Below are 24,030 nucleotides of genomic sequence, written 5' to 3'. Positions count from 1 at the left end.
CGGCACAAGGGTGCGGTCCGACGTGGCGCGGCCCGGCACAAGGGTGCGGTCCGACGTGGCGCGGCCCGGCACAAGGGTGCGGTCCGACGTGGCGCGGCCCGGCACTTCGAGACGTCGCTCAGCCGATGCCCTGCCGGTCCGGGCGCAGGGCGAAGTCCCGGTCCGGCGCGGTCGCCGCGGCGAGATCGACCGCCTGCCGGAGCAGTTCGCGATGGCGCAGCAGCGGCTCTCGGCGTTCCGGCGGTGCGAGCAGGAGCAGGTCGTCGAGGCCGGCCAGCATGCGCCGGGAGACCTGCGGGCTCCCGACGGCGCAGCCCCGTACCTCGGTGAACCCGAGATCCACCAGCTCGGTCCAGTCCGGCACGTGCTGCACCATCCGCACCGCACCGGCCCGGTCCCGGTGCAGGGCGGCGTCCAGCGGACGCCGGCTCAGCGCGGCAAGGAACTGGACGACGCGGTCCAGAGCCTGGACGGCGGTCGTCGGATCGTTGATCGCGGGGGACAGGGCGCGCAGTGCGATGTCGGACAACTGCCGCAGTCCGAAACCGAGATCCTGGTGGTAGGTCCGCTCCACCCCCACCGAGACCGCGGAGCGCAGCGCCCTGCGCGGTGGGACCGGCCCGCCGTGCACCGCCAGCACGGGCATCCCGGGCACCACGAAGTCCCCGATCCGCGGCAGCAGCCGCAGCACGACCCCGTGTTTGCGCGCCACCCGCACCAATCGTGCGATGTGCACGTCCCGCAGCACCCCGGCCCGGCCCTCGTGCGGCACCCACGCGGTCTCGGTGCCGAGGCCGGGCGCGTCCTGCCCGCCCACCGGCACGGGCATCGAGGCGACCACCCGGAACGACTCCGAGGCGATCCGCGCGATCACATGGCTGATCCGCATCAGCCGCAGGGTGGCGTTCACGTACAGCACGAAGAGCAGCAGGCTCAGGGCGACCATGCCGAGGGTGAGGACCGACTGCACCAGAGGGACCGTCGTGACGGCCCGGGGATCGTCGACGGTGTCGAAGCTCGTCAGGACCAGCAGGGTCAGCACAAAAGTCGACAGGAAGACCGCGAAGGTCGCCTTGGTGATCCGGCTGCGCACGAAGAGCCGCACCACGCGCGGGGTGAACTGCCCGCTCGCCATCTGCACCGCCACCAGCGAAATGCTGAAGACCACACCGATGAAGGTCATCATCGCCGAGCCGATCGCGCTCACCACCGCCTTCGCGTCCTCCGCGAACCGCAGCAGCTCGCCCAGCGTCTCGTAGTCACGGTCCTGCTGGAGCGCGTCGACGACGGCCGTGTCGAGCGCCTCCGCCCCCACCCAGACCACGAAGACCCCGACCATCGCCGCGGTGGGGGCGAACCAGAACGTGTCCCGCAGATGCTCCCTGAGCGGCGACAGCGCACGCGGGCGACGCCGGACCGAGGGGCTCTGCGTAACCATCCAGTCACTCATGGTGCGACCCTAGAGGTAACGGTGCGCGAGGTCCCGGACCCCCGCCAGGCGCACGGAAACGCAGGTGAAAGGCACTCCGAAAGCTTGGTATTGTTGTCCATGTCGCCGCGGGGAGCACCCCTGGCAAGGCGGCAGACACCTGGTCCGGGTGGCGGAATGGCAGACGCGCTAGCTTGAGGTGCTAGTGCCCTTTATCGGGCGTGGGGGTTCAAGTCCCCCCTCGGACACAGACCAGCTCGGGCGGGTCGAGATCTTCTCGACCCGCCCGAGCTGTTGTGCGTCATCCCCGTCATCCCCGTCATCAATGATCAGCGCCGGTACTCCCGCAGCTTGCGGTACAGCGTCGCCCGGCCGATCCCGAGGGCGACCGCCGTGCGCGCCTTGTTGCCCCCGTGGCGGCGCAGCGCCTCCAGGATCGCGGCCCGCTCGGCGCGCTCCATCGGGCTGAGCGGACGAGCGGCCGGTCCTTCCCGGACGGCGTCCGGCAGCTCCGCCCGGCGGACCGGCCCGGACATCCGCCGGTGCTCCGCGAGGGCCCGCACGACATGGGCCAGCTCGGTGACGTTGCCGGGCCACGGGTACCGCTCCAGCGCGTGCAGGGCGTCCATGGTCCAGGTCAGCGGCGGCTGCCCGGGCGCCGGACGGGGAGTGAGGGCCGACACCAGTTCCCGTATGTCCTCGGCGCGTTCCCGTAGCGGTGGCAGAGTCACCGAGCGGGCGGACAGTTTGTCCAGCAGGCGCTGCAGGCAGGGGCCGACGGGCGTACCGGGTGTGTAGGTGATCAGCAGCCGGGTGTCCGGGTGCCGGTCGAGCAGGGAGTTGAGCGCGGCCACGCCGGGCTGCGCGAGGCGCTCGGCGTGACGGAGCAGGAGGGGGCGATCGGAACGCCACCCGGGCAGGGCCTGATCGAGGCCGGTGTCGAGCGCCGCGTCGGCGACCTGGACGGGGCCCGGCCCGAACAGCTCCCGCGCAAGCGCCGACTTGCCCGTACCGCGCTCACCGGTGAGCAGCAGGGGCTCCCGGGAACGGGCCAGTTCGACGGCATGTCCGACGGTGTGCCGCCAGGGGACCGAGGAACCGCTCAGGGCCACCGGCGGGGACGAGACCGGGGTCGAGGCCCTGGGGGCCGGATCGTCGAGCGGTTCCAGGGCGGCCACGATCCCGAGGGTCCTGCCGTCCAGACGCACCGGAGTGACGCGCGCGGTGCACCCGGCTCCCTCCGGCAACTCCGCGAAGCCCGAGACGTCCGTATCCCGCGCGCCGGCCGCCGTACGCTCCAGCACCCCGAGCACCTCGGGCGTCAGCAGCCGCTGCGCCGCCTCACTGACCAGCCGGTTGCGGCCGTCGAGTGCCGCCACGGCCCGGCCCGGCCCCCGCGCCGCCCGCACATAGGCGTCCAGCAACACCCGCTCGTCCCACCCGGCCCGTGCCCGCAGCTCCGTCTCGATCGCCGCGACCGTCGCCTCGGCGAAGGCCGCCTGAGGGTGCGGCGCTCCCGTGGCGCACAGCCGTGTCCCGACCGTCACGGTGCCCAGCACCTGCCCGCCCTCCGGCCCGAGCACCGGGACGCTGACCGCGGACACGTCCTGCCACCGGTCGAGGAAGTGCTCGGGCCCGTGCACCTCGGCCCGGCCCCGGACACGCACGGCGAGCGCCGCGCTGTTGTTGCCGACCTCCTGCTCCGACAGGAAGGCGGGGCACGTACCGAACTCCGGGACGTGCCCCGCCGTCCACAGCACACGCAGCCGCTCATCGGTCAGGACGAGCAGCGCCCCGCCCACGCCCAGCGCCGGGACGACCCGGTCGAGCACCGGCCGGGCGGCGCCGAGCAGCGCAGGCTCCCCGGTGAGCGGGGGGCGGGTCGCGGGCTCCGCCAAGTCGTGCGGCACGCCGAAGAAGCGCGCCCGCCGCCACGCCGCGACGACCTCCTCCGGCACGCTCCGGGGCAGCGGACGCCCTGACAGGAACCGCTCGCGGGCGAGGCGCAGCGAGGGCCGGGCGGTGGCTGCGGGGGAGGGGTCTGTGGTGGTCACGGCACGGCCCACCGTAGCGCGTTCGGTTGAACAGGAAACAAGTGCGGGTCCCGGCGCCGCCCTTCGCGGCTCCGCGGCGCCCCTTCCCGAGGGACCCGACGCCGCCCCTCGTCGGCGAGCGGGTGTCTCGTAATGAGACACCCGCGTCCGGCCGCGGCGCACCATGATCATGCACGTTCCGCATCCGCCACCCGCCCCCTTTCGCAGGAGCGCCGCATGGCCACCGTCGTCGAGACCGACGTCCTGATCGTGGGCAGCGGCCCGGCCGGTGCCTCGGCCGCGCTCGCCCTGAGCACCTACGGCGTCCCCAACATCGTGGTGACCCGCCACGCGAGCCTCGCCGACACCCCCCGCGCGCACATCACCAACCAGCGCACCATGGAGGTGCTGCGCGACCTCGGCGTGGAGCAGGAGGTCGTCGCCCAGGCCACCCCGCAGCACCTGATGGGCAACACGACGTTCTGCACGAGCCTCGCCGGCGAGGAACTGGGCCGGGTGCGCTCCTGGGGCAACGACCCGCTCATACAGGCCGAACACGAACTTGCCAGCCCCACCCGCATGTGCGACATGCCGCAGCACCTCATGGAGCCGGTCCTCGTGAACGCGGCCGTCGCCCGCGGCACCCGGCTCCGCTTCGAGACCGAGTACCTCTCCCACACCCAGGACCCCGACGGCGTCACCGCCACCGTCCGCGACCGGCTGCGCGGGGACACCTACGAGATCCGCGCCAAGTACCTGATCGGCGCCGACGGCGGGCGGTCGAAGGTCGCCGCGGACGCCGGGCTGCCGATGGGCGGCCAGATGGGCGTGGCCGGCAGCATCAACATCGTCTTCGAGGCGGACCTGAGCGAGTACACCGCCCACCGCCCGTCCATCCTCTACTGGGTCCTCGCCCCGGGAGCGACGGTCGGCGGCATCGGCGCGGGGCTGGTGCGCTGCGTGCGCCCCTGGAACGAGTGGCTGATCGTCTGGGGCTACGACGTGAACGCGGGAGCCCCCGACCTGACGACCGAGTACGCCGAGGCGATCGTCCGGAAGCTCGTCGGCGACGACGACATCCCCGTGACCGTCACGTCGTCCTCGGCATGGACCGTCAACGAGATGTACGCCGAGACGTACGCCAACGGCCGGGTCTTCTGCGCCGGGGACGCCGTCCACCGGCATCCGCCGTCCAACGGCCTCGGCTCCAACACCTCGGTCCAGGACGCCTACAACCTCGCCTGGAAGCTCAAGCTGGTCCTCGACGGCACCGCCCACCCCCGCCTGCTCGACAGCTACACCACCGAACGCGCCCCGATCGGACGGCAGATCGTCACCCGCGCCAACCGGTCCATCCGCGAGACCGCGCCGGTCTTCGAGGCCCTCGACGGTCTCTCCCCGCAGACCCCCGAGCAGCTCTGGTCCAACATCGCGGCCCGCAAGGACGCCACCGCGGCCGCCGAGAAGCAGCGGGCGAAGCTGCGCGAGGCGATCGCCTTCAAGGTCTACGAGTTCAACGCACACGGCGTCGACCTCAACCAGCGCTATTCCGCGCAGAACTCCGCCGCGATCGTCCCGGACGGCACGCCCGACCCCGGCTTCACCCGCGACCCCGAACTGCACCACCAGCCGTCCACCCGGCCCGGCGCGCGGCTCCCGCACGCCTGGATCACGCGCGGCACCCGCACGCTCTCCACCCTCGACACCGTCGGCCGGGGCCGTTTCACCCTGCTGACCGGCATCGGGGGCGAGGACTGGGTGCGGGCGGCCTCGGCCCAGGACATCGGGATCGCCACCGTGGTGATCGGTCCCGGCCAGGAGTACGAGGACCCCTACGGCGACTGGGCACGCCTGCGCGAGACCTCCGACGCGGGCGCCCTCCTCGTCCGCCCGGACGGCTTCGTCGCCTTCCGTCACGCCACCGCCGCTCCGGACGCCGGGGAACTGCTCGCGAACGCGCTGCTGCAGATCCTCGGCCACGGTGAGCGGGCCATCATGGAAGAAGCGGACGTCGACGACGAGGAGCCGGGATGACCACCGATGCGACCAGGGCCGGCGTCACCGAGCAGGCCCTCGCCAGCCTGCGCGGGACCGCCGACCCGCGGCTGCGTGAGCTGCTCACCGGCCTCGTCCGCCATCTGCACGACTTCGCCCGCGAGACCCGCCTCACCCAGGTGGAGTGGGAGCGGGCGATCGCCTTCCTGACGGCGACCGGCCGGGCGTGCACCGACACCCGGCAGGAGTTCATCCTGCTGTCGGACGTACTGGGCCTGTCCATGCTGGTGGAGACCCTGAACGCCGATCACGCGGCAGGGGTCACCGAGTCGACCGTGCTGGGCCCCTTCCACATGACCGAGTCGCCGCCGCGCACGCTCGGCGACGACATCGACCTGGTGGGCGGGGGTGAGAGGTGCGTCGTCAGTGGCCGGGTGCGGTCCGCGGACGGCACCCCGCTGCCCGGCGCCGTCGTCGACGTCTGGCAGGCCGACGACCAGGGCTACTACGACGTCCAGCAGCCCGGCGTCCAGCCCGCGGGCAACGGACGCGGGCTGTTCACCGCCGACACCGAGGGCCGCTTCTGGTTCCGCACCTGCGTCCCGGCGGCGTACCCGATCCCCACCGACGGTCCCGTGGGCGGGCTGCTGCGCGCGACCGGGCGACACCCCTACCGCCCCGCGCACATCCACTTCATCGCCGCGGCCGAGGGCCACACACCCGTCACCACACACATCTTCGTGGCCGGCGGCGACTACCTCGACTCCGACGCGGTGTTCGCCGTCAAGCAGAGCCTCGTCCAGGACTTCACGGAGACCGACGACCCGGCGCTGGCCCGGGAGTTCGGCGTGGACAACCCCTTCCGGCACGCCAGCTTCGACCTCGTACTGGAGCGGACCGCATGACGTTCCAGGACGAGTTCAGCTACGAGACCCGGCCCCAGCGGGTGGTCTTCCGGCCCGGCGCGGCCGTCACCGCGACTCCGGACGAGGCGGCGCGCCTGGGTCTGAGGCGGCTGCTCGTGGTGTCCGGCAGCCGGGGCGAGCGCGTGGCGCGGGCGGTCGCGGACGCGCTCGGCGACAGCTGCGCCGGGCTGCACCCCGAGGCACGGATGCACGTGCCGGTGGAGGACGCGGACCGGGCCGTCGCGGCCGTCCGGGCGGCCGGCGCGGACGGTTGCGTCGCGGTCGGCGGCGGCTCCGCGATCGGGCTCGGCAAGGCGATCGCCCTGCGCACCGGACTGCCGCTGATCGCCGTACCGTCCACCTACTCGGGCTCCGAGATGACCCCGGTGTGGGGCCTGACCGAGCACGGCACCAAACGCACCGGCCGCGACCCAGTCGTCCAGCCCCGCAGCGTCGTCTACGACCCCCGGCTCACCCTCTCCCTGCCCGTACCACTGACCGTGACCAGCGGGATCAACGCACTCGCGCACGCCGTCGAGGCGCTGTACGCCCCGGACGTCTCACCGCTGGTCTCGGTCATGGCGGAGGAGGGCGTCCGGGCGATGGCCGAGGCGCTGCCGAGGCTGGCCGGCGACCCAACGGACCTCGACGCGCGCAGCCGGGCACTGTACGCGGCATGGCTGTGCGGCGCGTGCCTCGGCGCGACGACCATGGGCCTGCACCACAAGCTGTGCCATGTCCTCGGCGGCACCTACGGCCTGCCCCACGCCGAGACCCACACGGTCGTCCTGCCCTACGCCCTCGCCCACAACGCCCCCGCCGCCCCGCAGGCGTTGACGGTACTGCGCCGCGCCCTCGGCGCCGACGACGTGCCCCACGCCCTGTGGGACCTGGCCGGCCGCCTCGGCGCACCGCGAAGCCTCGCCGAACTCGGCCTCACGGAGGCCGATCTCACCCCGGCGGCGGCCCGGACCGCGGGCGAGCCGTACGCCAACCCGCGTGAGGTGACGGTGGAGGGAGTGCGGGGCGTGCTGCTCGCGGCGTTCGAAGGGCGCCCGCCGGACTCCGGCTCGCGGACAGAAGGTGACCGCAAGCGTTCCTAGGGTCGTGGCATGACTCAGACGCAGAAGATCCTTGTCACCGGCGCCACCGGAACCGTCGGCCGTCAGGTCGTCGCCGAACTGCTCGCCCGGGGGCACGAGGTGCGTGCTCTCACGCGTGACGCAGGGAAGGCCTCCTTCCCGACGGGCGTCGAGGTCGTCGAAGGCGACCTGACCGAGCCGGACGGCCTGGCTCCGGCCCTGGAGGGCGTCACGGGGCTCCACCTGATCACCTTCGGGGGCGCCGCCTTCAGCCCGCTGGAGACCGGCCCCCGGATCCTGGAACTCGCCCGCGCCGCCGGTGTCCGTCGCCTCACCGTGCTCCACGGCGGAGGCCCCACCCCGCTGGAGGACGCGGTGCGGGCCGACGACGGCGTGGACTGGACCGTGCTCATGCCGGTCGAGTTCATGGCCAACGCCCTGGAGTGGGTGGACGGGATCGTGGCCTCGGGCGAGGTGCGGGAGCCGTTCGTCGACCGCCTGAGCGCCATGGTCCACGAGGGTGACATCGGCGCCGTCGGCGCGGTCGCGCTCACGGAGGAGGGGCACGGCGGCCAGGAGTACGTGATCACCGGGCCCGACGTGCTCACCGTCGGCGACAAGGTGAAGACGATCGCCGCGGCCACCGGCCGGGAGATCACCCTGATCGAGCTGACGGAGGAAGAGGCGCTCGCGCAATGGCGGGCGGCGGGCCTCCCCGAGGACGTCATCGGCTTCCTGCTCATGGCGTACGGGAACACCCCGGAGGTGGGCCGTACGGTCTCGGGCACCGTGGAGAAGGTCACGGGCCGGCCGGCGCGCACCTTCGCCACGTGGGCCGCCGAGCACGCGCACCTCTTCGGGGGACGGTCGTGACTGTCTCGTATTGAGACACCCGTACCCGAACCCGGCCCGTCAAGATCGACAAGGGGGTGTGACCGCAGCAAGGTGCGGCCGTCGGCGTGCGCTGAATCGCTGCTCGTACGGCCGCACACCCGAAGAAAGGTGACCACCATGGCCCTCGCACTGCTCCGGCGCCGGTGGCTCAAGAACACCTCCGCCGCGGCGGCGGGCCTCGCCCTCCCCCTTCCCGACGGCGCGGGCGCGGTGGCCCGCGAGGTCGTCGACCCGATGGGCTCGCCCCTGGCGGCCGCGGACGTCACCGTCACCGCCCTGGACACCCACCGCGTCGCCGCCCGCGGCACGACCGACCCCTACGGCTACTTCCTCGCGGCGCTGCCGCCCGGCCGGTACAGCCTGCTCATCTCGGCGGAGGGCCTGCGGCCGCACCGCGAGACGATCGAGACGGGCCCGGGCGCCCCGACGGCCCCCGAGCGCGTCTGGCTGCAATCCGCCGAGGCGCTCCAGTTGCCGACGCCCGGAACCTGGCTCTTCGACCCGCCGCACACGGCGATCCGCTTCATCGCCAAGCACGTCGGGATGGCCCATGTGCACGGTCGTTTCGAACGCTTCGAGGGCGGTATCCGGATCGCCCCGGACATGTCCGACTCCCGCGTGCACGTCAGGATCGACGCCTCCAGCATCACCACCGGCAACACCACCCGCGACAACCATCTGCGATCCGCCGACTTCCTCGACGTCGAACGCTTCCCGTACATCGACTTCACGAGCGCGCGCTTCGCCTACCGCGGCGGCACCAAGTGGACGCTGCAGGGCTCCCTCACGATGCACGGCGTCAGCCGCTCGGTGGCCCTGGACACGACGTACCTCGGCACCGTGAACGGCGGCTACGGCCAGGAACTGCGCTGCGCGGCCCTGGCGACGGCGGAACTGCACCGCGAGGACTACACGCTGAACTGGCGCTCCATGCTGGCCCGGGGCATCGCGGTGGTCGGCCCGACGGTCCAACTGGAGCTCGACGTCCAGGCGATGTACCGCACCCACGACACGCCGACCCCGCCGGAATAATCCCTGGCCCCCTTCCCTCCGGTCTTCCTACACTCACGGACGGACCCGACGCCGCCTGCCGAGCGCCGGGCATCATCGCGACGAACGAAGGGAGACGGCCATGCGTGACCACGCCGCTGTCGTCGTCTCCCTGCCGCGCTACGAGGTGATCCTCGTGTCTTCGTCGTTCCGGTGCCCGCTGCGCGGCGGCACCGGCTGACCGGGTCGAACGACTCAGGCACCCAAAGTTGCTGACGCAATGTCAGATGTGGTGCCACCCACCTTCCCGTTTCGCCCTGGAATCGCGCTGCCCCTTTTCCCGATCGCACCGAAAGGCCCCGGGCCGTGCGTACCCACCTCAACCCGCTCTCCGCCGTCCGCAACCTCGGCATCCTCGCCCACGTCGACGCCGGCAAGACCACCGTCACCGAACGGATCCTGTTCGCCACCGGCACCACCCACAAGCGCGGCGAGGTCCACGACGGCACCACCGTCACCGACTTCGACCCGCAGGAGCGCGATCGCGGCATCACCATCTTCGCCGCGGCGGTCAGCTGCGCCTGGGACGGTCACCGGATCAATCTCATCGACACTCCCGGGCACGTCGACTTCGCCGACGAGGTGGAGCGTGCCCTGCGGGTGCTCGACGGGGCGGTGGCCGTGTTCGACGCGGTCGCCGGGGTGGAACCGCAGAGCGAGTCGGTGTGGCGGCAGGCCGACCGGCACGGTGTACCGAGGATCGCCTTCGTCAACAAGATGGACCGCGCCGGGGCCGACCTCGACGCGGCCGTGACGTCGATCCGGGAGCGACTGCACCCGGCGCCCCTGGTCGTGCAGCTTCCGATCGGCACGGAGGACACCTTCACCGGCGTCGTCGACCTGGTGCGCATGCGCGCACTGCTGTGGGACGAGGGCGGCTCGGCCGAGGAGACGCCGGTGCCGAACGTCCTGCGGGACGAAGCCGTCGCCCGCCGCCGGGCGCTGGAGGAGGCCGTGGCGGAACTGCACCCGGGCGCGCTGGAGGAGTTCTGCGACACCGGCACGCTCTCCGCGGGGACCCTCACCTCGGCGTTGCGCGCGCTGACCCGGGACGGTGACGGCGTGGTCGTGCTGTGCGGCTCCGCGTACCGCAACCGCGGTGTCGAACCGCTGCTGGACGCCGTCGTGGCCTACCTGCCGTCGCCCCTGGACGTGCCGCCGGTCAGGGGCACGCACGAGGGTGAGGAGCAGGAGCGGGCCGCCGACCCCGCGGCACCGGTGGCCGCCCTCGCGTTCAAGGTGCACGCCACCCCGACGGGACGGCTGACCTACCTGCGGATCTACTCGGGCACGATCGAGAAGGGAGACACCCTGTGGGACGCGAGCGCGCGGCGCACCGAGCGGATCGGGCGGATCCTGCGCGTCCGGGCCGACCGGCACACACCGCTGGACCGGGCCGTCGCCGGGGACATCGTCGCCGTGGTCGGGCTGAAGTCCGCCCGCGCCGGCTCGACCCTGTGCGCACCGGGCGCGCCGCTCGTCCTGGAGCCGCCCGGTGTGCCCGAGCCGGTCGTGTCGGTCGCGGTGGAGTCCCGCCGCGCCGGTGACACGGACCGGCTGGCGTCGGGGCTGGCCCGGCTGACCGAGGAGGATCCCTCGCTGGTCGTGCGAACCGACCCGGAGACCGGGCAGACGGTGCTGTCCGGCATGGGTGAGCTGCACCTGGAGGTGGCGGTGGAGAAGCTCCGGCGCGAGCTGGGGCTGGAGGTCAACGTCGGCCGCCCCCGGGTCAGTTACCGCGAAACCGTCGGCCGGGGCGTGTCCGGTCTGGTGTTCCGGCACGTCAAGCAGGACGGCGGGGCGGGGCAGTTCGCCCATGTCGTCCTCGATGTGGAGCCGTACGGAGAGGGATTCGCGTTCCGCTCGGCCGTGGTCGGTGGGCGGGTGCCGCAGGAGTACGTCCGGGCGGTCGAGGCCGGCTGCCGTGACGCCCTGGCCGAGGGGCCGCTCGGTGGTCATCCGGTCACCGGGCTGCGCGTCACGCTCACCGACGGGACGACCCATGTGAAGGACTCCTCGGACACGGCGTTCCGCACGGCCGGCCGCCTCGGTCTCCGTGAGGCCCTGCGCGCCTGCGCGATGGTCCTGCTGGAGCCGGTCGTCGAGGTCACGGTCACCGTGCCCGAGGACGCGGTCGGCGGTGTGCTCGGCGATCTCGCCGCCCGGCGCGGCCGGGTGACCGGTTCGGTCACCCGGGCCGGTGCGGCGGTCGTCACCGCCACCGTGCCGCTGGCCGAACTGTTCGGCTACGCGACCCGGTTGCGCAGCCGTACCCAGGGCCGCGGCACTTTCACGGCCCTTCCCACCGGCTACGCGCCGACGCCGGTCGCGTCGCCGGCGCGGTAGCGCTGGGGCCCGTCCCCTCCCTTCCTGCCCGAAGGGAGGGGACGGGCCGGGCCGGTTCTCCCTTCCTCGTCTCCAGGGAGGGGCCGGGCCGGTGTCTCATGGCCTGCCCCTACGGGTAAGACAGCACAGTGGACGTCCCCGACGTCGGCAATCCGTACTGGATCGCGGCCCGCGACCATGCTGGTGGTGGCCCAGGAACCCGGCGAGCCGTACGCCGTCGATGTCGGCGACCTTCAGGGCGGTGACGCCGTTGTCGGGGATGAGCGTGGCGTATCCCAGGCCCATGGTTGCGGTGCGACGACGAGGCCGGTGTCATCGGCGCGACTCCTGCGCGCAAGACGGAATGGGGAGACGACCATCATCGTGCGTGCTGTAGATCACTCACGATTCACGCGTGAGCGGCGGCCGTCCTGCCGCCCCCCTCCGCCTCGAAGCCCGGCACCGGCCCGGTGAGCTCCGGGTCGCCGAACTCCGCGCGCAGGGCCTGGAAGGCGGTCACCTTGTCCTCGCCGAAGCGGCGGATGTGGGCGGCGTATTCGTCGGGGGAGAGGAACACCGACGGCCGGGACTTGGTGTGGAACTTGTCCGCGTACATCACCAGCCTCTCCTCCTCCGTCACCGCCACATAGTCGGCGGGAGGGAGAGGCAGACCCTGGCTGACGATGTCCTGCCGGGTGAGTCCCACTCCGGTGTGGTGGGAGCAGAAGCGGCGGAGGGTGTCGGGGAAGCCCTCCGCTTCGAGGATCTCGTGGCCGAGCAGACCGTGCCGGATGTAGTTCCGGTGGTCCAGCCGCCCGTCATCCGCGTAGAGGCGGTAGACGCCGATGTCGTGGAGGAGACAGCCGGCGCGGACCAGTTCGGCGTCGAGGTGGGCGAGGTGGGGCGCGGCGAGGAGCTGCTCGGCGATTCCCCAGACGGTCTCGCAGTGCCTGTGGACGAGGGCGAACGCCTCGGTGGTGGGCGCGTACTTCTCGTGCAGCGCCCGGATCTCTGCGGGGCCCGGAATCCTCATCGGGGGAGCGTAACAACCGCTCGTCCGGCCGAGCCGGGAAGTTCCCGCAGCGGTCCTTTTCACGCGATCGGATGGTGCCTGGGGGATCGGGCACCTGCCCGGCCCGCGGGCCGTTCGAGCTGGTGACGGGACTTGTCGTCCACTACTCAGCACAGTGACGGGAGCACACCATGGGCCTGCATTTCCACCGTAACCCCGACGGCACGACGACCGGGCGCAACGAGGCCACCGGCTTCACCGTGACACATGCCGAAGAGGAGGAGGTGAAGCGGCAGTTGTACGAGGACGCCGGGTGGGAGTACACGCCTCCACCGCCGCCGGTTCCGCCCGGCTTCCATCGCTTCTCCTTGGTGCACGACGAGTTCCGGGCCTGCGGGTTCGAGGACGAGAGGTACGCGGGGCTGCGGGCGAGTCCGCCGGAGGGGTGCGTGCCGGTCGACCGGGGGTGCTTCGCCCTGGAATGCGAACGGCCGGGGAAGACGCTCCTGGACGCGGTCGCCGGTACCGTCGCGGAGGTCCGCCGAGAGCACGGCCTGGTGATGAACAGCTCGGGTGTCGAGAAGCCCCAGGAATGGTTCGACGCGGACAGCAAGAACGGATACGCCGCGAAGATCGTCGCGCACTTGGTGCTGATGGCAGCCGACCGGGCCCGGCTGCTCGGATACGGGCGCAAGGACGTGGTCCGGCTGCTCGACGCCACGGGGATCGAGTAGGGGAACGCCCAGGCGGGGACTCACAGACGGCGGAAATCCCGTTGTCCAGGACGCCACCTCCTGCAAAGGTCGCTTCCATGCCCGCCTTCACCGCACCGGACGGCACCACCTTGGCCTACCACGTGATGGGAGACGGACCGCCCCTGGTCTGCCTCCCGGGTGGCCCCATGCAGGACTCCGTCTACCTGGGGGACCTCGGCGGTCTGACGGCCCGCCGCACCCTGATCCGGCTGGACCTCCGGGGCACGGGCCACTCCACGGTGCCGAGGGACCCGGTGTCGTACCGCTGTGACCGGCAGGTCGGCGACGTCGAGGCGCTGCGTGCGAAGTTGGGCCTGGAGCGGATCGATCTGCTCGGGCACTCCGCCGGGGCGAACCTGGCCGTGCTGTACGCGGCCCGGCATCCGGAGCACGTGGGCCGGCTCGCGCTCGTCACACCCAGCGTCTTCGCCGTCGGCCTCGACATCACCGCCGAGGACCGGCTGGAGACGGCCCGCCTGCGCCGGGGCGAACCCTGGTACGCCCCGGCGCAGGCGTCCCTGGAGGCGATCACGTCCGGCCGGGCGAAGCCCGCCGACTGGGACGCCGTCGCCCCCTTCTGGTTCGGCCGGTGGGACGACGAGGCACGCCGGTTCCGTGCTGCGGAGCAGCGGCAGCGCAACGACGAGGCAGCGGCCCGGTACGCCTCCGAGGGTGCCTTCGACCCCGGCGCCACGCGTGCCGCTCTCGCCGAGTCGCCCTCACCGGTGCTCGTCCTCGCCGGGGAGTACGACATCGCCGCGCCCGTGCGCGCGATGAGGGAGTACGCCGGTCTGTTCCCGCATGCGGAACTCGCCGTGCAGAGCGGAGCGGGGCATTTCCCGTGGCGGGACGGGGCAGGTGCGTTCGTGACGGCCCTGGCGGCCTTCCTGGATCAGGCGTCCGCCCCGCTGCCCGGGACATAGTCCGGGTCCACCTGCGCCGCCAGATCCCGGCCCGTACGTGCGTCCGCCCAGGCGTGGACGTTGCGCAGGTGGAACTCGACCGCGTGGCGGTGGATCCGATTCCAGTCGCGAACCTCGGCGTCGACCGCCTCACGCAACACCGTGAGGGCGTGGCGGTTGTGCGGCTCCAGCGATGCCAGCGCGTCGGGGCCGGACCCGGCCCGGCCCTGTTCCGCCGCGCGGATCCAGGGGGAGTGCACCAGGTGGGTCAAGAGGTCGTCGCCCACCTGCTCCTTGAGGAAGAGCAGATCGTCCTCGCCGGTCACCTTGTTGCCGACAACGGCGATGCGGATACCGAACTGCTCCGCGTGGTCCCGGTACTGGCGGTACACCGAGACGCCTTTGCGGGTGGGCTCCGCCACCAGGAAGGTGATGTCGAAGCGGGCGAACAGGCCCGAGGCGAAGGCGTCCGCGCCGGCGGTCATGTCGACCACGACGTACTCGCCGGGGCCGTCCAGCAGATGCCCGAGGTACAGCTCGACCGCGCCCAGCTTGGAGTGATAGCAGGCCACGCCCAGGTCGGACTCGTCGAACTCGCCCGTCACCATGAGCGGGACGCCCCCCGCCCTGCCGACGTGCCGGACGTGCAGCTCGTCGTCGCCGAGCGGACGCAGGAGACGGGACCCGCGGCCGGGCGGGGTCGTCTTGATCATCGCCTCGGGGGAGGGGATGCGGGGGTTGTCGCCCCGTAGGTAGTCCTTGATCTCGGGCACGTGTGCGCCCAGGGGAGGGGCGGACTTCTCCTCGCCGCCCAGGGCCTCGGCCAGATGCTGGTTGATGTCGCCGTCGACGGCGAGGACCTGCGCGCCGGAGCGCGCCAGATGGCGGGAGAAGAGCGCGGAGAGCGTGGTCTTGCCGCTGCCGCCCTTGCCGACGAACGCGATCCTCACGACAGCCCCACCTTGTTGAAAATGGATGTCATGTGGCTAGGTGTAGGGAGTGATCGCCGCCCCTGTCAAATTCCGTGAGCCAATCGGGAATTACCTTGGTGCATAGGATGTGCAAGTGCGTATTTTCAGCAGCAAGAGTGCGGTCCGGTTTCTCGTCCCCCTCGTCCTTCTCCCGGGACTGCCCGGCTGCTTCGTCTCACCCGGCGGGGAGTCGTCGTCGGACGGAGGGCCGTCGGGGTCGCGGTTGCGTGTCGCCCTCGCCTTCCCGCCCGCCGAGAACCTCTCGCCGTACGGCGCCGACGCCACGCTGCTCAGCCGGCTCGGCGTCACCGAGGGTCTGACCGCCCTGGACGCCAACGGTGCCGCGGTCCCCGCGCTCGCCCGGTCCTGGCGCCGGGTCAGCGACCGGACCTGGCGCTTCACCCTGCGCGAGGCCACCTTCCAGGACGGCACGGATGTCACACCCGCCGCCGTGGCCTCCGCACTCACCCACGCCACGCAGGCCGAGCCCCCGCCCGCCGCCCTCGCCGGTGTCACCCTCGACGCGAAGGGCGACGGCGACAGCGGCATCCGCATCACCACCGCCGAGCCCGACCCCGTCCTGCCCATGCGCCTGTCCAGTCCGAGCCTGGCGGTCCTCGCCCCGAAGGCGTACGGGAAGAAGGGCACCCCGACCCCGGTCGGCACCGCCACCGGGCCCTTCGAGATCGCCGAGGTCAGCGGCGGCGGCTCCGCCACCCTCGACCGGTACGACCACTACTGGGGCGGCCTCGCCCACGCCTCCGGCATCGACGCGCGCTTCGTCAAGGACGGCACCGCCCGCGCCAACGCCGTCCGCACCGGCGGCGTGGACATAGCCGAGGCGATCCCCGTCGCCCAGGCCGCCACACTCGACGAGGCCACCCTCGAGGAAGCCGGCACCACCAGGACCACCAGCCTCCAACTCAACACGACGACCGGGCCGTTCAAAAACCCGAAGCTGCGCGTCGCGGCCCGCACGGCGATCGACTCCTCCGCCCTCGTCAAGGGCGTCTTCGAGGGGTACGCCGACCCGGGCGCCGGCATCTTCGGGCCCGCCGTCACCTGGGCCGAGAGCAAGCGCGTGAAGCCGGCCGGGCGCGCGAAGGCCGCCCGCCCCGACGGTGCGTCGATCACCCTCGCCACCTACGACAACCGGCCCGAACTCCCCGAGGTCGCCCAGGTCGTGCAACAGCAACTGCAGAAGGCGGGCTTCACGGTGAAACTGGAGGTGCGCGAGTACTCACGGCTGGAGAGCGACGCGCTCGCCGGGAAGTTCGACGCGTTCATCGGAGCCCGGAACAGCCTCCTGGACACCGGCGACCCCGTCGGCGTCCTCGGCAGCGACTACACGTGCGACGGCGCCTACAATCTCGCCCGGTTGTGCGACAAGCAGGTCGACCGGGCCGTCGGCCGGGCCGTCGAGACCGACGGCACCGATGAGCGGCAGGACGCCGCGATGGCCGCCGAGGCCGCGATCCTCGGCACGGACGCTGTCGTGCCGCTGGCCCATCAGCAGATCATCGCCGGCGTCTCCACCAAGGTCAGGGGCGTCCTGCTCGACCCCTACGAGCGGACCCTCGTGGGTGCCGGAACGCGTCGCTGACGGGGCGGTTCAGGCGGGCAGCTTCGTGTCGATCACGCAACTGATCTCGACGAGCTGCCCGGGGAAGGTCAGTTCGGTGACGCCGAGGGCCGTGCTGACCGGACGGTGGGCGCCGAAGTACGCCCGGTTGCCCTTCGCGACCACCTCGGCGTTCCGCACGAGGTCCACCGCGTACAGCGTCTGGGAGACGATCTGGTCGCGGGTGGCGCCGTAGTGGGCCAGGACCTTGTCGAGGTTGACGTAGGTCCGGTCGAGCTGGGCGGCGAAGTCGTCCTCGGGGTCGAAGGCGCCCGCCTCGTCGAACGAGAGCTGTCCGGAGACGTGGATAAGGTCACCGGACCGGATCGCCTGGGCGTAGCCGAAGTGGCCCTCGGCCGGGATGCCGTGGTCGTAGACGTCGAGCGTGGTCATGGCGTGCGTTCCTTCCGTCGGGCACGGACCGCGGGAAGCGGGTCCGTACTCTCTTGCGGTTACTCGGAAACCGTAGGAGAGTGAACGACGACCTGGAAGAACGCACTTTTCGGTGACTGGGGAACCAGATGGTGACCAAGCAGTTGAGAGACCTGCCCGAGAACGCGGACCTGCGGCGGGCGGACTCCCTGGCCCGGGAGATCTTCTCCGACGTGGCCAACAAGTGGGCCCTGCTGATCATCGAGGCGCTCGGGGAACGCACCCTGCGCTTCAGCGAGTTGCGCGACGAGGTCGAGGGCGTCAGCCACAAGATGCTGACGCAGAACCTGCGGATGCTGGAGCGCAACGGCCTGGTCGACCGGAAGGTGCACCCCACCGTGCCACCCAAGGTCGAGTACACGCTCACCGAGCCGGGCCGCGCCCTGCGCGCCACGGTCGACGCGATCTGCGGCTGGACCCACCACTACCTCGGGCACATCGAGGCGGCCCGAGGGCGCTTCGGCACCTGACCGGCGAGGCCGGCCGGGCGTCAGCTCGCGACCAGTTCCCGCACCTGACGGGGAGCGGCCTGCTCCGCGGCCCGGGAGGTCCGGTACAGCCACAGCACGTCTCGCCCGAACGACCAGACCAGCAGGCCCAGTGCCAGGGCAGCGACGCCGAAGTTGGCCGCGTACGGCAGCAGATCGGCGCCCGCCAGGAGCAGCAGCACGCCCTGGAGCGCGGCGACGGTCTTGCGGGCGGTGCTCGCCGGGAGCGCGGCGGTCAGCCAGGGCCACACCTTGGCCGCGGCGACGAAGACGTAGCGCATGCCGCCGATCAGCAGCACCCACGGGCCCAGTTGCATCGACACGTACACGCTCAGCACCAGGATCAGGAAGGCGTCGACCTCCATGTCGAAGCGCGCGCCCAGCGGCGTCGACGTGCCGGTGCGGCGGGCGACCTTGCCGTCGACGCCGTCGAGGATCAGCGCCACCGCCGTCAGACCGACGAACAGCGACACCGGTGGCGAGCTCTGGAACGAGTCGGCGACCAGGGCCGTGACCCCGCCGACGAGAGTGGCCCGGCCGAGGGTGACCCGGTTCGCCGCGCCGAAGGAGCGCAGCCGGGAGCGGTGCAGGGCCCGGGAGAGCACCGCCCAGGTGGCGATCGCGAACGCGAGGCCGCTCAGCCAGCCCGCCGGCCCCATCCCGATCGCCGTGCCGATCAGGGCCAGCAGCAGGACCTGCACGCCCGCCCCCAGGGCGGTCTCCTGCTGTACGAGCCTCGCGTCGTAAGTGTTGTTCAGGGCCACCGAACGTCCTCCGGCCGTGTGACAGAGTCGATCAAGGCCGCTACGTTGTGCGCGGCCTGTGCACCCCTCGGTACGCAAGCAGCTTCCCGATCGTTCAGGAGGACTTCGATGAAGCACACCGGACGCGCGTTCTGGATCGACTCGCCTGGGCGAGGCGAGATCCGGGACGTCGCCCTGCCGGCGCCCGGCGAGGGCGAGGTGCTGGTCCGCACGCTGTTCTCCGGCGTGAGCCGCGGCACGGAGACGCTCGTCTTCCGCGGTGGCGTGCCCGTCAGCCAGCACACCGCCATGCGCGCGCCCTTCCAGGAGGGCGACTTCCCGGGCCCGGTGAAGTACGGCTACCTCAACGTCGGTGTGGTGGAGCAAGGCCCCCCGGAACTCACCGGCCGCACCGTCTTCTGCCTCTACCCGCACCAGACGCGCTACGTCGTCCCGGCCGCCGCGGTCACCCCCGTCCCGGACACCGTGCCCGCCGAACGAGCCGTGCTCGCCGGGACCGTGGAGACCGCCGTCAACGCCCTGTGGGACGCCGCGCCCCTGGTCGGCGACCGGATCGCCGTGGTCGGCGGCGGCATGGTCGGCTGCTCGGTGGCCGCCCTCCTCGCCCGGTTCCCCGGGGTCCGCGTCCAGCTGGTCGACGCCGACCCCTCGCGCGCGAAGATCGCCGAGGCGCTCGGCGTCGGCTTCGCCACTCCCGAGGACGCCGACGGCGACCGCGACCTGGTCGTGCACGCCAGCGCCACGGAAGCGGGCCTCACCAGGTCCCTGGAGCTCCTCACCGCCGAGGGAACCGTGCTCGAACTCAGCTGGTACGGCGACCGGCAGGTGCGCCTCCCGCTCGGCGAGGCCTTCCACTCCCGGCGGCTCGTCATCCGCAGCAGCCAGGTCGGCACCGTCTCACCGGCCCGCCCGAACCGCACCTACGCCGACCGGCTCGCCGTCGCCCTCGACCTGCTCGCCGACCCCGCGCTCGACGCCCTGATCACCGGTGAGTCCCCCTTCGAGGACCTGCCGGACGTGCTGCCCCGGCTCGTCTCCGGCGAGGTCCCCGCACTGTGCCACCGCGTCCGTTACGACGGGAGCGATTGACGCATCGGATGACGATTCGTTCCATCCGGTACGAGTCGGCCACGACAAGAGCGCCTGACCTGAGAAAAGACGTACGACAGGCTGAACAGGGGAAGGCAACGGGCCGTACTACTCGGCATCCCCGGCACCGAGAGCGGGGAACAGACGCGCCGCACCTGGAGGGTCGTCCGTTGTTCAGCATCACCGTCCGCGATCACATCATGATCGCCCACAGCTTCCGTGGCGACGTCTTCGGACCCGCGCAGCGCCTGCACGGGGCCACGTTCCTCGTGGACGCCACGTTCCGGCGCGAACAGCTGGACGAGGACAACATCGTCGTCGACATCGGGCTGGCCACCCAGGAACTCGGCGCGGTCGTCAGCGAGCTGAACTACCGCAACCTCGACAACGAGCCCGACTTCGCCGGAGTCAACACCTCCACGGAGTTCCTCGCCAAGGTCATCGCCGACCGGCTCGCCGAGCGCATCCACAAGGGAGCGCTGGGCGAGGGCGCCAAGGGCATCGCGGGCCTGACCGTCACGCTGCACGAGTCGCACATCGCCTGGGCGAGTTACGAGCGTGCGCTGTGACCGACACGACCGTCGAACGGCCCGAGCACATGGGTCCGGCGCCGGCACGGCTGAATTATGTTCCCGTGCAGCACGCCTCCCTGAAGAACGCCGAGATCATCCCCATGTCCCTGCGCACCGTGCATTTCGTACTGCCGGGCGGCATCGACGACCCGACGGCCCCCAGCGGCGGCAACGCCTACGACCGGCGCGTGTGCCTGGATCTGCCCGGCTTCGGCTGGCAGGTGACCAAGCACGCCGTGGCCGGTGACTGGCCCCGGCCGGGAGCCGACGCCCGTACGGAACTGGCCGGCGCCCTTTCCGCGTTGCCCGACGGATCCGTCGTGCTCCTCGACGGGCTGGTGGCCTGCGGCGTGCCGGAGATCGTGGTCCCCGAGGCGGAACGCCTGCGCATGGCCGTCCTCGTCCACCTCCCGCTCGGCGACGAAACGGGCCTGGACGCGGCGGTCGCCGCCGAACTGGACGCCAAGGAGCGGACCGTGCTGCGGGCGGTACCCGCGGTGATCGCAACCAGCGACTGGGCGGTCCGCCGCCTGGTCTCCCACCACGGCCTTCCGCCCGAGCGGGTGCACGTCGCCGCCCCCGGCGCCGACATCGCGCCGCTCGCGCCCGGCACCGACGGGATGTCGCGCCTGCTGTGCGTGGCCGCCGTCACCCCGCGCAAGGGCCAGCACCGGCTGGTGGAGGCGCTGGCCGCGGTGAGCGACCTGCCGTGGAGCTGCGTGTGTGTCGGCTCCCTGACCCAGGACCCGGAGTACGTCGACCATCTGCGGTCCCTCATCGTCAAGCACGGCCTCGAGGACCGGCTGGAGCTGGCCGGTCCGAAGTCCGGCCCCGCGCTCGACGCGAGTTACGCAACGGCCGACCTGATGGTCCTCACCTCCTACGCAGAGACGTACGGCATGGCCGTGACCGAGGCGCTGGCCCGGGGCATCCCGGTGATGGCGACGGACGTGGGCGGGCTGCCGGAGGCGGTCGGCCGCGCCCCCGACGGCGGGGTGCCGGGCATCCTCGTCCCGCCGGAGAACCCCGCCGCCATCGCCGCCGAACTGCGCGGCTGGTTCGGCGAGGCGGACGTACGACGTCGCCTGAAGGCCGCCGCCCGCAGCCGCCGTGCCGCTCTCGACGGCTGGGCGACGACCGCACAGAGCCTGGCGGCGGTACTGCGCCGGCTCCCGACCGAACCCCGGAGGTCCGCATGACGAACCCGGCGACGACGACCCAGCACAACGGGGCGATCCCGGCACAGCCCGGGCCGAGGGAGGTCACGGGCGTGACGGACGGCGTACTTCCGGGCGGGAAGCCCGGCCCGGGGCAGGCCGCCGCAACGGGCATAGCGGGCGCGGTTCCGGGCGGGACCACGGGAACCCCGGGCCTGGGCTCCAGCGTGGAGTTCGTCCCCGGGTACGCCCCGGATGCCGTCATCCCCGGCGCCGGACCCAGCGGCAGGCCCGGCTCGCGGCCGACCGTCAAGCTGCGCGAGGCCAACCCGGACGACCCGCCCCGGTACGCGCCCGAGTGGCTGGAGCTGCGGGAGCCGGCCGACGCCGCCGCACGGGCGCACGACCTGCTCGACCCGCTGCGGATCCGGCTCGCCAACCTGCCGGGCAAGTCGGGCGTCGTCATCCACGACCTGGGCTGCGGCACCGGCTCGATGGGCCGCTGGCTCGCGCCCCGCCTGGACGGCGCCCAGCACTGGATCCTGCACGACCGCGACCCCTACCTGCTGCACTTCGCGGCCGTCTCCTCCCCGCGCTCGGCCGCCGACGGCAGCCGGGTCACCGTGGAGACCCGCCGGGGCGACATCGCCCGCCTCACCCCGGACGCCCTGCAGGGCGCGTCCCTGGTGACGGCGTCCGCCCTGCTGGACGTCCTCACGCGTGAGGAGATCGACAAACTCGCCGCCGCATGCGCCGGAGCCGGCTGCCCCGCCCTGCTGACGCTGTCCGTCGCCGGGCGCGTGGAACTGACCCCGTCCCACCCGCTGGACGCGGAGATCGCCCAGGCGTTCAACGACCACCAGCGTCGCGACGGCCTGCTCGGACCCGACGCGGTCACCGCTGCGGCGGAGGCGTTCTCCGAGCACGGCGCGACCGTACGGCTGCACCCGAGCGCCTGGCGGCTCGGCCCCGAGCAGGCCGCGCTCACCGAGCAGTGGCTGCGCGGCTGGGTCGGCGCCGCCGTCGAGGAGCGCCCCGAACTGCGGGCCGAGGCCGACGTCTACCTGACCAACCGGCTGGCCGCGTGCGCGGCGGGCGAGCTGCGCGTCACCGTGCACCACGTCGACCTCCTCGCCCTGTCCCGCCCGGTGGGCGGAGCGTCATGAGCCCGCAGGCGACGGGAACGCGCCCGCGCACCACGCTCACCGAGCAGCCCGGGCTGCCCGCGACCGCCGGCGGCACCCGTGTGCCCGCGCCCTCCGGCCCGGTGGACACGGCCCGGGCGGACGCGGCCGTGCCGCGCCCGCTGGTGAGCGACAGCAGCGAGCCCGCCGCCTCGACCCCGCCCGGCCCCACCCGGACGACCCAAGCTCTGACGAACCGTCACAACACGGGCATGACTGTTCCGGACGGCACCAGTCGCCTGGACGGCACCAGTGCCCTGGACGGCACCAGTGCCCTGGACGGCACCAGCGGCCTGGACGGCACTGCCCTACAGGTCACCCCTGGCCCGGACGGCGGCAGCGGTCCGGACGGCTTGCTTCCGGACGGCTTGCTTCCGGACGGCACCGGTACGCCGGCGCGCGGCCCGGTCCGTACGGCTCTGGCCCGCCTCGGCTCCCCGAAGGTCCGCACGCACCTCGGCACCCTCGCCGGAATCGCCATCTTGGGCGTGCTGTTCTGGCGCCTCGGTACCGGTGTCTTCCTGGACGGGCTGCGGCGGATCGACGGGGTGTCGCTGCTGCTCGCACTCGGCATCGGGCTCGTCACCACCGTGTGCAGCGCGTGGCGGTGGGCGCTCGTGGCCCGGGGACTCAGGATCCGGCTGCCGTTCGGGCCGGCCGTCGCCGACTACTACCGCGCGCTGTTCCTGAACGCGGCCCTGCCCGGCGGCATCCTCGGTGACGTGCACCGGGCCGTGCGGCACGGGCAGAGCGAGGGGGACCTGCGGCGGGGCGTGAAGGCCGTCGTCCTCGAACGGACCGCCGGGCAGCTCGCGTTGTTCGCCGCCGGGGCCGTGGTCCTGCTGACCATGCCGTCCCCGGTTCTGGCTCAGGCCCGGAACATCGCCCTGCCGGCGGCGCTGACCGGCCTGGGCGCACTCGCCGTCGTCCTCGCCCTGCGCATGAACCGCGCGGCACCCTCGCCCCGGGGCCGTAAGGTGCGCGCGTTCCTCGCCGAGGCCCGCGAGGGGCTGCTGTCGCGACAGAACGGGCCCGGGGTGGCTGTCTCCTCCGTGGTCGTGCTGGCAGGTTACGTCGCGATGTTCGTACTCGCCGCCCGGGTCGCCGGGACCGCCGCCTCCGCGACCGTCCTGCTGCCCCTCGCCGTCCTTGCCCTGCTGGCGATGGGCCTGCCGCTGAACGTCGGAGGCTGGGGGCCCAGGGAGGGCGTCACCGCCTGGGCGTTCGGCGCCGCGGGCCTGGGCGCGGGCCGGGGGCTCGCCGTCGCGGTCGTCTACGGCGTGCTCAGCCTCGTGGCGAGCCTGCCCGGCTTGATCGTGCTCGTCGCCCGCTGGTACGCGGGCCTGCGGGCCGGGGACCGGGCGACTCCC

Annotated in this window: 20 protein-coding genes, 1 tRNA gene and 1 pseudogene; 16 read left to right on the top strand and 6 right to left on the bottom strand. The window is 72.6% G+C overall.

Annotated elements, in window-relative coordinates:
* Positions 1 to 118: 118 nt before the first annotated feature.
* Complete coding sequence (locus tag ACFY5B_RS10345) at positions 119 to 1,450, bottom strand: DUF2254 domain-containing protein (protein WP_389967378.1); 1,332 nt, start codon at positions 1,448 to 1,450, stop codon at positions 119 to 121.
* 142 nt (positions 1,451 to 1,592) lie between these two features.
* Between ACFY5B_RS10345 and ACFY5B_RS10340 the strand changes: the two genes are divergently transcribed.
* Positions 1,593 to 1,677, top strand: a tRNA-Leu gene (locus ACFY5B_RS10340).
* Positions 1,678 to 1,758: 81 nt separating this feature from the next.
* On the opposite strand, the gene ACFY5B_RS10335 is transcribed toward ACFY5B_RS10340, so the two are convergent.
* Positions 1,759 to 3,483: a sigma-54-dependent Fis family transcriptional regulator gene (locus tag ACFY5B_RS10335; RefSeq protein WP_389967375.1), complete on the bottom strand. Its 1,725-nt coding sequence runs from the start codon at positions 3,481 to 3,483 to the stop codon at positions 1,759 to 1,761.
* 216 nt (positions 3,484 to 3,699) lie between these two features.
* On the opposite strand from ACFY5B_RS10335, the gene ACFY5B_RS10330 reads away from it, so the two are divergent.
* The 6 genes from ACFY5B_RS10330 to fusA all read left to right on the top strand — a co-directional run bounded on the left by ACFY5B_RS10330 (position 3,700) and on the right by fusA (position 11,734).
* On the top strand, positions 3,700 to 5,496 hold the full coding sequence (locus ACFY5B_RS10330) for an FAD-dependent oxidoreductase (protein WP_389967372.1): 1,797 nt from the start codon (positions 3,700 to 3,702) through the stop codon (positions 5,494 to 5,496).
* Positions 5,493 to 6,362 carry a dioxygenase gene (locus ACFY5B_RS10325; RefSeq protein WP_389967369.1) on the top strand — a complete coding sequence of 290 codons (870 nt, stop codon included), beginning with the start codon at positions 5,493 to 5,495 and terminating at the stop codon, positions 6,360 to 6,362. Before ACFY5B_RS10330 ends, ACFY5B_RS10325 begins: the two co-directional genes overlap by 4 nt.
* Positions 6,359 to 7,465: a maleylacetate reductase gene (locus tag ACFY5B_RS10320; RefSeq protein ID WP_389967366.1), complete on the top strand. Its 1,107-nt coding sequence runs from the start codon at positions 6,359 to 6,361 to the stop codon at positions 7,463 to 7,465. Before ACFY5B_RS10325 ends, ACFY5B_RS10320 begins: the two co-directional genes overlap by 4 nt.
* Before the next feature lie 9 nt (positions 7,466 to 7,474).
* Positions 7,475 to 8,317, top strand: coding sequence for an NAD(P)H-binding protein (locus ACFY5B_RS10315; protein WP_389967363.1), 843 nt, complete (start codon positions 7,475 to 7,477; stop codon positions 8,315 to 8,317).
* 138 nt (positions 8,318 to 8,455) lie between these two features.
* Complete coding sequence (locus ACFY5B_RS10310; protein ID WP_389967360.1) at positions 8,456 to 9,370, top strand: YceI family protein; 915 nt, start codon at positions 8,456 to 8,458, stop codon at positions 9,368 to 9,370.
* Positions 9,371 to 9,694: 324 nt separating this feature from the next.
* Entirely contained in the window at positions 9,695 to 11,734 is a 2,040-nt protein-coding gene (fusA, locus tag ACFY5B_RS10305; RefSeq protein ID WP_389967357.1) for an elongation factor G, read from the top strand.
* Between the two features lie 388 nt (positions 11,735 to 12,122).
* Here the strand turns inward: fusA and ACFY5B_RS10300 are convergent, their stop codons facing one another.
* Complete coding sequence (locus tag ACFY5B_RS10300; RefSeq protein WP_389967355.1) at positions 12,123 to 12,746, bottom strand: HD domain-containing protein; 624 nt, start codon at positions 12,744 to 12,746, stop codon at positions 12,123 to 12,125.
* A 170-nt stretch (positions 12,747 to 12,916) separates the two neighbouring features.
* Between ACFY5B_RS10300 and ACFY5B_RS10295 the strand changes: the two genes are divergently transcribed.
* Positions 12,917 to 13,459 carry a hypothetical protein gene (locus tag ACFY5B_RS10295; RefSeq protein WP_389967352.1) on the top strand — a complete coding sequence of 181 codons (543 nt, stop codon included), beginning with the start codon at positions 12,917 to 12,919 and terminating at the stop codon, positions 13,457 to 13,459.
* 77 nt (positions 13,460 to 13,536) lie between these two features.
* Positions 13,537 to 14,403, top strand: a complete 867-nt coding sequence (locus ACFY5B_RS10290; protein WP_389967349.1) for an alpha/beta fold hydrolase — start codon at positions 13,537 to 13,539, stop codon at positions 14,401 to 14,403.
* Here ACFY5B_RS10290 and ACFY5B_RS10285 read toward each other — a convergent pair.
* Positions 14,373 to 15,332: an AAA family ATPase gene (locus tag ACFY5B_RS10285; RefSeq protein ID WP_389967346.1), complete on the bottom strand. Its 960-nt coding sequence runs from the start codon at positions 15,330 to 15,332 to the stop codon at positions 14,373 to 14,375. The two genes, ACFY5B_RS10290 and ACFY5B_RS10285, sit on opposite strands and share 31 nt — an antisense overlap.
* Positions 15,333 to 15,441: 109 nt before the next feature.
* On the opposite strand from ACFY5B_RS10285, the gene ACFY5B_RS10280 reads away from it, so the two are divergent.
* A complete protein-coding gene (locus ACFY5B_RS10280; RefSeq protein WP_389967343.1) occupies positions 15,442 to 16,956 on the top strand; it encodes an ABC transporter substrate-binding protein in 1,515 nt (504 codons plus the stop codon).
* 9 nt (positions 16,957 to 16,965) lie between these two features.
* Here the strand turns inward: ACFY5B_RS10280 and ACFY5B_RS10275 are convergent, their stop codons facing one another.
* Positions 16,966 to 17,367 (bottom strand): Rid family hydrolase, encoded by a 402-nt coding sequence (locus tag ACFY5B_RS10275; protein ID WP_389967340.1) that lies wholly within the window; start codon positions 17,365 to 17,367, stop codon positions 16,966 to 16,968.
* 128 nt (positions 17,368 to 17,495) lie between these two features.
* Between ACFY5B_RS10275 and ACFY5B_RS10270 the strand changes: the two genes are divergently transcribed.
* The gene (locus tag ACFY5B_RS10270; RefSeq protein WP_389967337.1) at positions 17,496 to 17,876 is read left to right on the top strand and encodes a winged helix-turn-helix transcriptional regulator; all 381 of its coding nucleotides are present in this window, start codon (positions 17,496 to 17,498) and stop codon (positions 17,874 to 17,876) included.
* Between the two features lie 20 nt (positions 17,877 to 17,896).
* On the opposite strand, the gene ACFY5B_RS10265 is transcribed toward ACFY5B_RS10270, so the two are convergent.
* Positions 17,897 to 18,658 carry a CDP-alcohol phosphatidyltransferase family protein gene (locus ACFY5B_RS10265; protein WP_389967334.1) on the bottom strand — a complete coding sequence of 254 codons (762 nt, stop codon included), beginning with the start codon at positions 18,656 to 18,658 and terminating at the stop codon, positions 17,897 to 17,899.
* A 108-nt stretch (positions 18,659 to 18,766) separates the two neighbouring features.
* On the opposite strand from ACFY5B_RS10265, the gene ACFY5B_RS10260 reads away from it, so the two are divergent.
* The 5 genes and pseudogenes from ACFY5B_RS10260 to ACFY5B_RS10240 all read left to right on the top strand — a co-directional run.
* On the top strand, positions 18,767 to 19,747 hold the full coding sequence (locus ACFY5B_RS10260) for a zinc-binding alcohol dehydrogenase (protein ID WP_389967331.1): 981 nt from the start codon (positions 18,767 to 18,769) through the stop codon (positions 19,745 to 19,747).
* Positions 19,748 to 19,917: 170 nt separating this feature from the next.
* Positions 19,918 to 20,316: a 6-carboxytetrahydropterin synthase gene (locus ACFY5B_RS10255; RefSeq protein ID WP_030843501.1), complete on the top strand. Its 399-nt coding sequence runs from the start codon at positions 19,918 to 19,920 to the stop codon at positions 20,314 to 20,316.
* Positions 20,313 to 21,518, top strand: a complete 1,206-nt coding sequence (locus tag ACFY5B_RS10250) for a glycosyltransferase family 4 protein (RefSeq protein ID WP_389967327.1) — start codon at positions 20,313 to 20,315, stop codon at positions 21,516 to 21,518. The genes ACFY5B_RS10255 and ACFY5B_RS10250 overlap by 4 nt, the downstream gene beginning before the upstream one ends.
* Positions 21,515 to 22,642: a class I SAM-dependent methyltransferase gene (locus ACFY5B_RS10245; RefSeq protein ID WP_389967324.1), complete on the top strand. Its 1,128-nt coding sequence runs from the start codon at positions 21,515 to 21,517 to the stop codon at positions 22,640 to 22,642. The genes ACFY5B_RS10250 and ACFY5B_RS10245 overlap by 4 nt, the downstream gene beginning before the upstream one ends.
* A pseudogene (locus ACFY5B_RS10240) lies at positions 22,639 to 23,910 on the top strand (lysylphosphatidylglycerol synthase transmembrane domain-containing protein); the annotation flags it as partial. The gene ACFY5B_RS10245 and the pseudogene ACFY5B_RS10240, both read left to right, overlap by 4 nt.
* Positions 23,911 to 24,030: the final 120 nt, after the last annotated feature.

Origin of the sequence: Streptomyces sp. NPDC013187 (assembly GCF_042899705.1) — a bacterium.
Lineage (GTDB): Bacteria > Actinomycetota > Actinomycetes > Streptomycetales > Streptomycetaceae > Streptomyces > Streptomyces hawaiiensis_A.
The sequence above is the reverse complement of the archived record's forward strand: the minus strand, read 5'-3'. Positions and strand labels throughout refer to the sequence as shown.